The 10,320-nt window shown below is 70.6% G+C and carries 14 protein-coding genes; 8 read left to right on the forward strand and 6 right to left on the reverse strand.

The window, feature by feature from the left end; all coding sequences use genetic code 11:
• Positions 1-32: 32 nt before the first annotated feature.
• The 5 genes from P409_RS15635 to P409_RS15655 all read right to left on the reverse strand — a co-directional run bounded on the left by P409_RS15635 (position 33) and on the right by P409_RS15655 (position 3,599).
• Positions 33-737: a hypothetical protein gene (locus P409_RS15635; RefSeq protein WP_034838767.1), complete on the reverse strand. Its 705-nt coding sequence runs from the start codon at positions 735-737 to the stop codon at positions 33-35.
• Positions 738-831: 94 nt separating this feature from the next.
• Complete coding sequence (gene dmeF, locus P409_RS15640) at positions 832-1,821, reverse strand: CDF family Co(II)/Ni(II) efflux transporter DmeF (RefSeq protein WP_034838771.1); 990 nt, start codon at positions 1,819-1,821, stop codon at positions 832-834.
• A gap of 16 nt (positions 1,822-1,837) precedes the next feature.
• Positions 1,838-2,023, reverse strand: a complete 186-nt coding sequence (locus P409_RS15645; RefSeq protein WP_034838775.1) for a hypothetical protein — start codon at positions 2,021-2,023, stop codon at positions 1,838-1,840.
• A gap of 14 nt (positions 2,024-2,037) precedes the next feature.
• Positions 2,038-2,304 (reverse strand): metal-sensing transcriptional repressor, encoded by a 267-nt coding sequence (locus tag P409_RS15650; protein WP_034838777.1) that lies wholly within the window; start codon positions 2,302-2,304, stop codon positions 2,038-2,040.
• Positions 2,305-2,684: 380 nt separating this feature from the next.
• Positions 2,685-3,599 carry a TauD/TfdA dioxygenase family protein gene (locus P409_RS15655; protein WP_034838781.1) on the reverse strand — a complete coding sequence of 305 codons (915 nt, stop codon included), beginning with the start codon at positions 3,597-3,599 and terminating at the stop codon, positions 2,685-2,687.
• Positions 3,600-3,780: 181 nt separating this feature from the next.
• Here P409_RS15655 and P409_RS15660 point away from each other — a divergent pair, with 181 nt between their 5' ends.
• Together P409_RS15660 and P409_RS15665 are read left to right on the forward strand one after the other, a co-directional pair.
• The gene (locus P409_RS15660; protein WP_052120713.1) at positions 3,781-4,488 is read left to right on the forward strand and encodes a phosphatase PAP2 family protein; all 708 of its coding nucleotides are present in this window, start codon (positions 3,781-3,783) and stop codon (positions 4,486-4,488) included.
• Positions 4,485-5,372 (forward strand): AEC family transporter, encoded by an 888-nt coding sequence (locus P409_RS15665; protein ID WP_034838784.1) that lies wholly within the window; start codon positions 4,485-4,487, stop codon positions 5,370-5,372. The genes P409_RS15660 and P409_RS15665 overlap by 4 nt, the downstream gene beginning before the upstream one ends.
• 135 nt (positions 5,373-5,507) lie before the next feature.
• Here the strand turns inward: P409_RS15665 and P409_RS38925 are convergent, their stop codons facing one another.
• On the reverse strand, positions 5,508-5,681 hold the full coding sequence (locus tag P409_RS38925; RefSeq protein ID WP_161790403.1) for a hypothetical protein: 174 nt from the start codon (positions 5,679-5,681) through the stop codon (positions 5,508-5,510).
• A gap of 99 nt (positions 5,682-5,780) precedes the next feature.
• Between P409_RS38925 and P409_RS15670 the strand changes: the two genes are divergently transcribed.
• The 6 genes from P409_RS15670 to P409_RS15695 all read left to right on the forward strand — a co-directional run.
• Positions 5,781-6,374, forward strand: coding sequence for an SCO family protein (locus P409_RS15670; protein ID WP_034838789.1), 594 nt, complete (start codon positions 5,781-5,783; stop codon positions 6,372-6,374).
• A gap of 79 nt (positions 6,375-6,453) precedes the next feature.
• The gene (locus tag P409_RS15675; RefSeq protein ID WP_034838793.1) at positions 6,454-6,936 is read left to right on the forward strand and encodes a hypothetical protein; all 483 of its coding nucleotides are present in this window, start codon (positions 6,454-6,456) and stop codon (positions 6,934-6,936) included.
• A gap of 170 nt (positions 6,937-7,106) precedes the next feature.
• Entirely contained in the window at positions 7,107-7,856 is a 750-nt protein-coding gene (locus tag P409_RS15680; RefSeq protein ID WP_034838812.1) for an electron transfer flavoprotein subunit beta/FixA family protein, read from the forward strand.
• A gap of 17 nt (positions 7,857-7,873) precedes the next feature.
• Positions 7,874-8,812, forward strand: a complete 939-nt coding sequence (locus P409_RS15685; RefSeq protein ID WP_034838798.1) for an electron transfer flavoprotein subunit alpha/FixB family protein — start codon at positions 7,874-7,876, stop codon at positions 8,810-8,812.
• A gap of 271 nt (positions 8,813-9,083) precedes the next feature.
• Positions 9,084-9,860 carry a GNAT family N-acetyltransferase gene (locus tag P409_RS15690; protein WP_034838802.1) on the forward strand — a complete coding sequence of 259 codons (777 nt, stop codon included), beginning with the start codon at positions 9,084-9,086 and terminating at the stop codon, positions 9,858-9,860.
• A gap of 8 nt (positions 9,861-9,868) precedes the next feature.
• Positions 9,869-10,320: aldo/keto reductase (locus P409_RS15695; protein ID WP_193366497.1), on the forward strand; the 452-nt coding region annotated here is incomplete at its 3' end.

Here is a 10,320-nt window from a genome sequence, read left to right on the forward strand (position 1 = left end):
ACCTTCAAAAAAGGGGGCCGGGCTTCTGCGTTTCAGCGGAAGCGGAAGGCGATCAGCGGCATCTTGTAGGTCTCGCGCACCTCGGAGATCGGCTTGCCGTCCTGGCGCAGCACGATGGCGCGGTTCTCGAACAGCGAGGCCGCCGGGTCATAGGCCGGGGCCGGCGCTGCAGCCGCCCAGGTGGCAAGCTGCGCCGCCGGCATCCGCTCCCACCCCTCCGGCAGCGCCTGCCACAGCACGGTCGAGGACAGGGTGCGGCGCGACGGGCCGAGCGGCCGGATGGCGCGGCCGAACGGCGTGTCGGTCCCGGTCAGCGTCGCGTTGATCTCCGGCGTCAGCCGGTTCGGCAGGTACCAGTTGTCGGCCTCGGACAGCACCTGGTCGCCGCAGACCAGCTGCACCCGGCGATACACCACCGGCTCGGCCGCATCGGTGATCTCCAGCTCCTGCCGCTGCTGGTCGGTCAGCGCCACCTCGCCCGGCACGCGCTTGGCCACGATCTTGGCCGCCGGCGCCAGGCCGTAGCGGCCGCACCAATCCTCCAGGAACAGGGTGGCGCTGTCGGTGGCGCCCAGCCCGGCGCGCAGCGACTGCACCAGGGCGGTCAGCGCCAGCCGGTCGGACAGGCCGGCGGCGCCGGCTTCCTGGCCGGTCGCCACCTCGGCCCGAACCAAAGCGAGCGGCGCGGTCAGCGCCAGGGCGGCAGCGGCAGCGACGATCGGCAGGCGGCGCAGCATCGGGTTCCTCATCCTCCGGATCGTCCGGCCATGGCGGGCGCAGGATGGCCCTGTAGCCGACCGAAGGCGCCACGGCAATCCGCCGCAGGTGCCGTCACGCCGCCTGGTGCTCGCAGCGGTTCACCTCGACCGTCACATGCGACAGGCCGGACAGGCCGCCGAGCCGGGCCTTGTACTGGGCCGGCGGCAGCGGCCGGTCGCTGACCAGCGACACGATCGCCGCGGCATGGCCGGGGCCAACGCGCCAGAGATGCAGGTCGGCAATGCGGTCGCCCCCGGTCTCGAGCCGGCCGCGGATCGATTCGGCCAAGCCCGGATCCGGCACGGTGTCGAGCAGCACCGCCCCCGAATCGCGCAAGAGGCCCCAGGACCAGCGCGCGATCATGATGCCGCCGACGATGCCCATCACCGCATCCATCCAGGCCCAGCCGTAGAAGCGCCCGGCGAGCAGGCCGAGGATGGCGCCGACCGAGGTCACGGCATCGGCCAGCACATGGAAATAGGCGGCCCGCAGGTTGTGGTCGCGGTCGTGATGCCCGTGGTGGTCATCGTGATCATGGCCGTGCCCATGATCGCGCCCATGGCCGTGACCGTGCCCATGGTGATGATCGTGGCCGTGGCGATGGCCGCCGTCATGCAGCAGCCAGGCGCTGGCGATGTTGACGGCGAGGCCGACCCCGGCGATGGCGATCGCCTCGTCATAGGCGATGGCGACCGGGCTCAGGAGCCTGACGATCGATTCCCAGCTGATGCCGATCGACACCACCGCCAGCACCAGGGCGCTGGCGAAGCCGGCGAGATCGCCCAGCTTGCCGGTGCCGAAGGCGAAGCGCGGGTCGCGCGCGTGCCGGCGGGCATAGCCATAGGCCAGCGCGGCGACGCCGAGCGCCCCGGCATGGGTGGCCATGTGCAGCCCGTCGGCCAGCAGCGCCATCGAGCCGAAGGCGAGGCCGCCCAGGATCTCGACCACCATCATCGCCGCGGTCAGCGCCACCACCCAGCGGGTGCGGCGCTCGTTGCGGTCATGGTCGGCGCCGAGGAACAGGTGGTCGTGCCGCCACGCGTCGAGGGAATGGCTGTGCATCGCCGCCTCCCGATGTTCAGTGGAGCAGGAGCTGGGCCGGATGGCCGGTCCAGTCGCAGACCTCGCGCGTGGCCACCGCGACCGGCACTTCCGGATGGTTGTGGCGGTACAGGGTCAGCGCGGCCTCGAAGGCCCATTCCGGCGGTTCGGCCCGGGCGCAGAGCTCGCGGTAGACCCGTTCGACGGCGACGCGGCAGCACATGGTCTGGTTGGCCTCTAGAGATACTTGGTGATCTCGCGCAGCGAGGCGAGCCGGGCCTCCCGGCCCTCCGACGCCCCGTTGGAGAGATGCGCGATGCAATGGTCGACATGGTCGAGGATCAGCATGGTCTTCGCCTTCTCCACCGCCTTGACGACGGCCTGGAGCTGCTGGGCGATGGCGAGGCCGTCCTCGCCGGCCTCGACCATGCGCAGCGTGGCGGCGAGATGCCCCTGCGCCCGCTTCAGCCGGCCCAGGATCTCGGGATTGTTGGCGTGGCTCATGGAGATAACCTATCCCCCCGGAGGGGATAGGGCAAGGGACGGACGGTCGCAGGGAATTGCTCCCGCCGAGGATGTGCACCGCGGCAGACCGCCTCTAAGATTGCCTCTCCCGCCTGGCGGGAGAGGTCGGGCTCGCGCAGCGAGACCGGGTGAGGGTTGGTCCTGGCCTCGACGCCCTCCCTCACCCGGAGGCGCAAGCGCCTCCGGCCTCTCCCGTAAACAGGAGAGGCAAAAGGAGCGGTTATCGACACGGTTTCTCCGCCCCATACCCTCATCGCGAGCGTGGCGAAGCGATCCAGGGCGGCTCGAGGCCGTCCCTGGATTGCTTCGTCGGCTTCGCCTTCTCGCAGTGACGGTGTGGGAGTCAGGCCGCGTCCGTCCTAGGCGGCCGCGGCCTCCGGCTGGCGCACCGCCTTCACTCGGGTGATGCTGCGGCGGCCGTCGATGGCGGCCGGGATGTCGCCGGCGATGGTGGCGCGGCGCACCACCCGGCGCCGGTCGCCATAGTCGTTGACCGCATAGTGCTGGGTGGCGCGGTTGTCCCAGATCGCCACGTCGCCCGCCCGCCACTGCCAGCGCACCGTGTTCTCCGGCCGCGTCACATAGGCCTGCAGCGTCGCGAAGAGCTGCGCCGATTCATTGGCCGACAGGCCGAGGAAGCGGCGCACGAAATGGCCCAGCACCAAAGTGCGCTCGCCGGTGGCCGGATGCACCCGCACCACCGGATGCTCGGTCTCGTACACGGTCGAGGCGAAGACCTCGCGATGATAGCGCAGCCGCTCCGCCGTCGCCTCCGGGTGCGCGGCGGCATAGTCGTAGTCGTTGCTGTGCAGGGCCCAAAGCTGGTCGGCCAGGCCGCGCAGCGGCGCCGGCAGGTCGAGATAGGCGGTGGCGGTGTTGGCCCAGATGGTGTCGCCGCCGAACTCCGGCACCGTCACCGCGCGCAGGATCGAGGCCTGGGGGTAGGCGTCGACGAAGGTGACGTCGGTGTGCCAGGAATTGGCCCGCTGGCCGCGGGCGGAATCGAGCTCGAGCAGGAAGTCGGCGCCCGTCGCCACCGGCTGGGTCGGGTGCGCCACCGGGTCGCCCAGCGCCCGGGCGAACGCCTCCTGCCCGGCATCGTCGAGGTCCTGGCCGCGCAGGAAGACCACCTTGTGCCGGTGCAGCGCCGCGCGCAGCCGGTCCAGGGTCGCGGCATCGAAGCCACCGGAGAGGCGGAGGCCGCGGATCTCGGCGCCGATGCGGCCGGCGACCGGGCGCAGGTCGAGGCCGGCATCCGGATGAAGGTCGCCCATGCTGTGCTCCTGTCCATTCACATCGCGGCGTTGACTATATCTTAGATATACATTTTTAAAGAGATCAATATTCATAATTTACATCAGCAATAGAGATTACAGATCCGGGACCCTCGGATGCCGCGAATGCCGTTCCGCGCCGGCGCGGTCCGTCGTACAGGACGGGCATATCGGAGGGGCAGTGGATCGATCGGACATCATCGTGGCGGACCGCGCCGGCTCGGGGGGCCGCCATGGCCTGACGGACCGCCCGGTCCTGGCCAGCTTCCTGGCCGTCGCCGTGCTGTGCGCCCTGCTGGTCGCCTTCGCCGACCGTCCGGCGGCGCTGTGGTTCGAGGCGCATCGCGGCTCGTCCGTCATCGCCGCGGTCAAGCTGTTCACCGATATCGGCCTCGGCGTGTGGTGGTACGCGCTGGCGATCCTGGGCTGGCTGGGCTTCCGCCTGGCCGCCTTCCTGGCCGCTCACGGCGATGTCCGGGCCCGGCGGCTGAAGCGGGCCCGCGGCTTCGGCTTCATGTTGGCGGCGCTGCTGGCCACCACCGTCACCAACTGGCTGCTGAAGGCGGCGATCGGCCGGCCACGGCCGCGCCACCTGTTCCGCCAGGACGCCTTCGCGCCGCACCCCTTCGGCTGGGACCTGTTCTCGAACAGCTTCCCCTCCGGCCACGCCCAGACCATGGCCACGGCGATGACGGCGCTGTGGATCCTGTTTCCGCGCTGGGGCTGGGCCTTCGGCCTGCTGGGCGGGCTGGTGGCGCTGAGCCGCGTCGTCGTCACCTCGCACTACCCGGCCGACATCGTCGCCGGCGCCTGGCTGGGCGTGGTCGTGGCCCTGGCCGTGCGCCGCTGCCTGGAGGCGACCGGCGGGCCGGTCACCATCACACGATGATCGACCTGATCGCCGCCCTGATCCCGGTGCTGGCGCCGGTGATCGCCTCCGCCGCCGTCGGCTATGTCTGGGCCCGGTCGCGCCATCCCTTCGACCTGGGCTTCGTCACCCGCCTCGTGACCTATGTCGGGTCGCCCTGCCTGGTGTTCTCGACCCTGACCAAGTTCCACGTCCCGGCCGGCGAGATCATCGGCCAGGCCGGGCTGGCGATGCTGTCGGTCTTCGCCTGCGGCCTGGTCGGCGGGCTGGCGCTCTACGCCACCGGCCGGGCGGTGCGGCCGCTGCTGCCGACGGTGATGCTGCCGAATGCCGGCAATCTCGGCCTGCCGATCGCCTATTTCGCCTTCGGCGACGAGGGGCTGGCCCTGGCCCTGCCCTTCTCCGCCGCCATGACGCTGCTGCAGTTCACCGTCGGCGTCTCCTGCGCCTCGGGCCACAGCCGCTGGACCGAGATCCTCAAGACGCCGACGATCTATGCCATCCTGCTGGCCATCGCCTTCGCCGCCGGCGGCATCGACACGCCACGCTGGCTGGGCAACGCGACGGAGCTCCTGGGCGGCGTCACCCTGCCCTTGATGCTGATCGCGCTGGGCGTGTCGCTGGCCAGCCTGCGCATCGCCAATCTCGGCCGCGCCTTGTGGCTGGCGGCGCTGCGCCTGGGCCTCGGCCTCGCCGCCGGATACGGGGTGGTGTGGCTGGCCGATATCCCGCAGCCCGCCGCAGCGATCCTGATCCTGCAATCGGCGATGCCGCCGGCGGTGTTCAACTACCTGTTCGCCGCCCGCTATGGCGGCCCGGTGGAGGAGGTGGCCGGCGCCGTGGTCGTCGGTACCGTCATCAGCCTGCTGACCCTGCCCGTGCTGCTGGCGATTCTCATGGCGTAGGGGCGAGCGATTGGGGGGCTCCCCTGGTGTCATTGCCGGGCTTGACCCGGCAATCCAGGGGCCACCCGGAGCGGCATCGACAGTCTCTGGATGCCCGGGTCAAGCCCGGGCATGACAATGTGGGAGCAGGGCAACCTACCCCTGCTCGATCTCCCGCTTCCGAGCCTCGTAGGTCGCCGGATCGATCAGGCCGCGCCGGCGCATGATCTCCAGCGCCACCAGCGCCCGGCCGCGATTGTCCTCGCCGACCGAGCCGCTCTCGGCATCCGTATCGCCGCCGGCCGCGCCGGGCCGCGCCTTCTCCGCCATGATACCATCCGTCCGTTCTGCGACGCCGCGCGCGCTTCCGTCCGGAAGCCGCAGCGCCTATGACGACAGACCATGACTCACGCGAGAAGGCCGGTCGAGATGTGGAGGAAGCGGATCCTGCGGTCCCTGGCGCTGGCGGTGCCGGCCATCGCCATCGCGGCAGCCGTGGCCTTCTGGCTCGGCCCCCCCGGCGGCCGCGGCGTCGTCGGCCAGTTCGGCTCGGTCGGCGGCCCGATCGCGCTGGTCGACCAGGCTGGCAAGCCGGTCACCGAGAAGGACTTCGCCGGCAAGGACGCGCTGATCTTCTTCGGCTTCACCAACTGCCCCGATGTCTGCCCGACCGAGCTGTCGACCATGGCGGCGGCGCTGGACACGCTGGGGGCGAAGGCCGAGGGCGTGGTGCCGGTGTTCATCACCGTCGATCCGGAGCGCGACACGCCCGAGGTGGTGGGCCAGTACGCCCAGGCCTTCTATCCCGGCATGGTCGGGCTGACAGGATCGGCCGAGCAGATCGCGGCGGCGGCCAAGGCCTTCCGCGTCTACTACAAGAAGGCGCCGCAGCCGGACGGCTCCTACTCCATGGACCACACCGCCTTCACCTATCTGATGGGGCCGGACTGGCAGGTGCTGGACGTGCTGCCGCCGCAGCTCTCGCCGCAGCAGATGGCCGAGCGGATCGGCAAACAGCTCTGACCGGCCACGAAGCGGGTTGCGTTCCCGCCCGGCGTGCTATCGTGGCCCCGACCTGACCTTCGCTCTCGGAGTTGCTCCCATGACCCTTCGCCATGCCGTCCTGGCCGGGATCGCCTTCCTCGTCCTCAACGGCTGCTCCGAGCGCGAGGCGCGGCAGCAGCAGGCGCTGACGGCCCAGAGCGACCTCGTCGGGCTGAGCGAGGCGCGGCTGCTGTCCTGCGCCGGCACGCCGTCCCGCACCCGCAGCAACGGCAACACCCACTACCTGACCTATCAGAGCGCCGGCATGTCCGCGGACGAGGCCGCCGGCGTCGGCGGCTTCGGCGGCACGGGCGGGACCGACATGGGCATCAGCCCGGTCAATGCCGGCATCGGCCAGAAGATCGGCACCAGCGCGCTGGACCCGAACTACTGCGAGGCCACCTTCACCCTGGTCGACGGCCGCGTCGCCGAGGTCCGCTACCGCACCTCCGGCGGGTATTTCCGCACCGCCCAGTGCTCCGACATCGTCGCGCCCTGCATGGGCGGACCGACCTTCGACCCCGGCCAGCCGAAGCCGTAAGCGCATCGCCGTCGGCGGGGGAGCACAAACCGTCGCGGATCGGATGGACCCGGGGCACGGAATCCGGGCCTCTGGTCGCTATCTGCCCGGGGCGGTTGCCGATCCCGCCCTTGGGCACTAAAAGCGTCATACTGCAGCGCGAAAAGCGCCGTCCCATGGAGTGCGAGGCGATGAAGATCCTGGTCCCGGTCAAACGGGTGATCGACTTCAACGTGAAGGTCCGCGTCAAGGCCGACGGGTCGGGCGTCGACATGGCCAACGTCAAGATGTCGATGAACCCCTTCGACGAGATCTCGGTCGAGGAGGCGATCCGCGCCAAGGAAGCCGGCAAGGCGACCGAGGTCGTGGCCGTCTCGGTCGGCCCGGCCCAGGCGCAGGAGACGATCCGCACCGCCCTGGCCATGGGCGCCGACCGCGGCCTCCTGGTGCAGACCGATGTCGAGTTGCAGCCCCTGGCCGTGGCCAAGATCCTGAAGGCGCTGGTCGACAAGGAACAGCCGCAGCTGGTGATCCTGGGCAAGCAGGCGATCGACGACGACGCCAACCAGACCGGCCAGGCGCTGGCCGCCCTCCTGGGCTGGGGCCAGGCGACCTTCGCCTCGAAGCTGGTGATCGAGGACGGCGCCGCCCTGGTGACGCGCGAAGTCGATGGCGGCCTCGAGACCATCCGGGTCAAGCTGCCGGCGATCATCACCACCGACCTGCGCCTGAACGAGCCGCGCTACGCCTCGCTGCCGAACATCATGAAGGCGAAGAAGAAGCCGCTCGACACCGTCAGCCCGGCCGATCTGGGCGTCGACCCGGCGCCGCGGCTGAAGACGCTGAAGGTGGCCGAGCCGCCGAAGCGCAAGGGCGGCGTCAAGGTCGCCAGCGTGCAGGAGCTGGTGGCCAAGCTGAAGACCGAAGCGCGCGTGATCTGAGGGCGGGGGAGCAAGCCATGTCGATCCTGATCGTTGCCGACCACGACAACGCCACCCTGAAGCCCGCCACGCTGCACGCCGTCACCGCGGCGCAGAAGATCGGCGGCGACATCCATGTGCTGGTCGCCGGTGCCGGCGCCCGCCCGGCGGCCGACGCCGCGGCCAAGGTGGCCGGCGTATCCCGCGTGCTGCTGGCCGAGGCCCCGGCGCTGGAGCACCAGCTGGCCGAGGCCGTGGCGCCGCTGGTGGTGGACCTGGCCAAGGGCTACAGCCATGTGCTGGCCACCGCGACCAGCGCCGGCAAGAACCTGATGCCGCGCGTCGCCGCCCTGCTCGACGTGCAGCAGATCTCCGAGATCACCGCGGTCGAGTCGGCCGACACCTTCGAGCGGCCGATCTATGCCGGCAACGCCATCGCCACGGTGCAGTCTTCCGACCCGATCAAGGTCATCACAGTGCGCGGCACCGCCTTCGAGGCGGCGGCGGCCGAGGGCGGCTCCGCTTCGGTCGAGACGGTCGAGGCCAAGGCCGATGCCGGGCTGTCGAGCTTCGTCGGCCAGGAGCTGAGCAAGTCCGAGCGGCCGGAGCTGACCTCGGCCCGGATCGTGATCTCCGGCGGGCGCGCCCTCGGCTCCTCCGAGAACTTCAAGATTCTCGAGGGCATCGCCGACCATCTCGGCGCCGCGATCGGCGCCAGCCGGGCCGCGGTCGACGCCGGCTACGTGCCGAACGACTACCAGGTCGGCCAGACCGGCAAGGTGGTGGCGCCGGACCTGTACATCGCCGTCGGCATCTCCGGCGCGATCCAGCACCTGGCCGGCATGAAGGACAGCAAGGTCATCGTCGCCATCAACAAGGACGAGGAGGCGCCGATCTTCCAGGTCGCCGATTACGGCCTGGTCGGCGACCTGTTCAAGGTGATCCCGGAGCTCGAGGCCGAGCTGAAGAAGGCCTGAGGCGGCCCTTCGGACCACCGTTCGAGACGCTGGAAGGCGCATCCTCCGGGATGCGCCTTTTTGCTGCCGGCCCGGTCATAGCAGGATATGGCGAGGGCCGGTCTTTGTCCCCCTTGACAGGACCGGCCGGTTGTCCGCCGATAGGGCGTTTTCGACCACCGATTGCGGATCGCCGATTTGGACATCGTGCTGCGCCACAGCGAAGGGACATCCGGCAGGCGCCGGGCCGAAGCGTGCGCGCGACCGCAGAGCCCCGGAAGGATGTGCCCGGATGGCGGATGAGACGCCGCGCTATTCCGTCTTCATCGAAGGCGAGACCATCGACCTCTGCGTCCCGTCCGAGCAGGCGATCACCGACGGCTGGGCCGACTGGTTCAACGATGCCCGCACCACGCGCTGGCTGGCCCAGGGCATCTTCCCGAACCACGTCGAGGACCAGCGCAGCTTCCTCGAATCGCTGCGCAAGCGCGACCGCTTCGCCGCGCTGGTCTGCGGCAAGGGCGGCGGACCGCTCTACGGCACCATCTCGCTGTCCTCGATCGACTGGATCGGGCGCTCCGCCCAGATCGCCATGGTGATCGGCGAACAGCTGCCCCCGCGCAAGCTGATGCAGCTGGAGGCGATGGCGCGGGTGACCGAGCACGCGTTCCAGCGCATGGGGCTGGACCGGATCTGGGCCGGCCAGGCCTACCCGGCCCTGGCGCGCTGGAACCAGCGGCTGGAGCTCCTGGGCTATTTCACCGACGGGCTGATGCGGCGCGGCTTCGTGAAGGGGCGCGAGACGGTCAACAACGCCGTGGTGATCAGCTGCCTGTTCGAGGATTACGCGGCGCTGAAGGCCCGGCGCGGCGGCCATTTCTGGCCCGGCAACGACGCCATGCTGCGCCTGGTCAACGCGATGCCGAAACAGGGCTTCGCCAACCGGGTTGTCGACTTCCTGGAGCGCGAGCTGCCGCTGTACAAGACCGAGGTCGAGGCCTTCGAGCGCGGCGTCCTGGAGGGCGAAGGCGCCGAGGCCCTGCCGGCATCCCGCCCGGCCGGATCTTGAGCCTGGCGGTGCAGGCATCGTCCCCCTGGCGCGGTGCCGCGGCGCTGGGCCTGGGCACCGCCCAGTTCGGGCTGGATTACGGCATCGCCAATGACCGCGGCATCTGCCCGCCGGAGGATGTGGCGGCGATCCTGGACATCGCTGCCGCTTCCGGCATCGGCGTGCTCGACACCGCCCCGGCCTACGGCACGGCCGAGCAGGTGCTGGGCCAGGTGCTGCCGGCGGCGCACCGCTTCCGCATCGTCACCAAGACGCCGCATCTGGGCGGGCTGCGCCACGCCGACGACATCGCCCGCGCGGTGCGCGACGCCTTCGCCGCCTCGCGGACGAAGCTGCGCCGCGACCGGCTGGCCGGCCTCCTGACCCACAACGCCAATGACCTGCTGCGGCCCGGCGGCGCGGCGCTGTGGGCGGCGATGGCGGCGCTGAAGCGGGCCGGCGAGGTCGAGCGCATCGGCGC

Origin of the sequence: Inquilinus limosus MP06 (genome assembly GCF_000767795.1) — a bacterium.
Classification (GTDB): Bacteria; Pseudomonadota; Alphaproteobacteria; order DSM-16000; family Inquilinaceae; genus Inquilinus; species Inquilinus limosus_E.

Bases quoted from the DNA above. Each gene is read 5' to 3' on its own strand.
- P409_RS38925 (WP_161790403.1), bottom strand. From the start codon at position 5,681: ATGGCGGAGAAGGCGCGGCCCGGCGCGGCCGGCGGCGATACGGATGCC.
- P409_RS15675 (WP_034838793.1), top strand. From the start codon at position 6,454: ATGACCCTTCGCCATGCCGTCCTGGCCGGGATCGCCTTCCTCGTCCTC.
- P409_RS15690 (WP_034838802.1), top strand. From the start codon at position 9,084: ATGGCGGATGAGACGCCGCGCTATTCCGTCTTCATCGAAGGCGAGACC.
- P409_RS15655 (WP_034838781.1), bottom strand. From the start codon at position 3,599: ATGGGCGACCTTCATCCGGATGCCGGCCTCGACCTGCGCCCGGTCGCC.
- P409_RS15645 (WP_034838775.1), bottom strand. From the start codon at position 2,023: ATGTGCTGCCGCGTCGCCGTCGAACGGGTCTACCGCGAGCTCTGCGCC.
- P409_RS15685 (WP_034838798.1), top strand. From the start codon at position 7,874: ATGTCGATCCTGATCGTTGCCGACCACGACAACGCCACCCTGAAGCCC.
- P409_RS15670 (WP_034838789.1), top strand. From the start codon at position 5,781: ATGTGGAGGAAGCGGATCCTGCGGTCCCTGGCGCTGGCGGTGCCGGCC.
- P409_RS15680 (WP_034838812.1), top strand. From the start codon at position 7,107: ATGAAGATCCTGGTCCCGGTCAAACGGGTGATCGACTTCAACGTGAAG.
- P409_RS15635 (WP_034838767.1), bottom strand. From the start codon at position 737: ATGCTGCGCCGCCTGCCGATCGTCGCTGCCGCTGCCGCCCTGGCGCTG.
- P409_RS15650 (WP_034838777.1), bottom strand. From the start codon at position 2,304: ATGAGCCACGCCAACAATCCCGAGATCCTGGGCCGGCTGAAGCGGGCG.
- P409_RS15665 (WP_034838784.1), top strand. From the start codon at position 4,485: ATGATCGACCTGATCGCCGCCCTGATCCCGGTGCTGGCGCCGGTGATC.
- dmeF (WP_034838771.1), bottom strand. From the start codon at position 1,821: ATGCACAGCCATTCCCTCGACGCGTGGCGGCACGACCACCTGTTCCTC.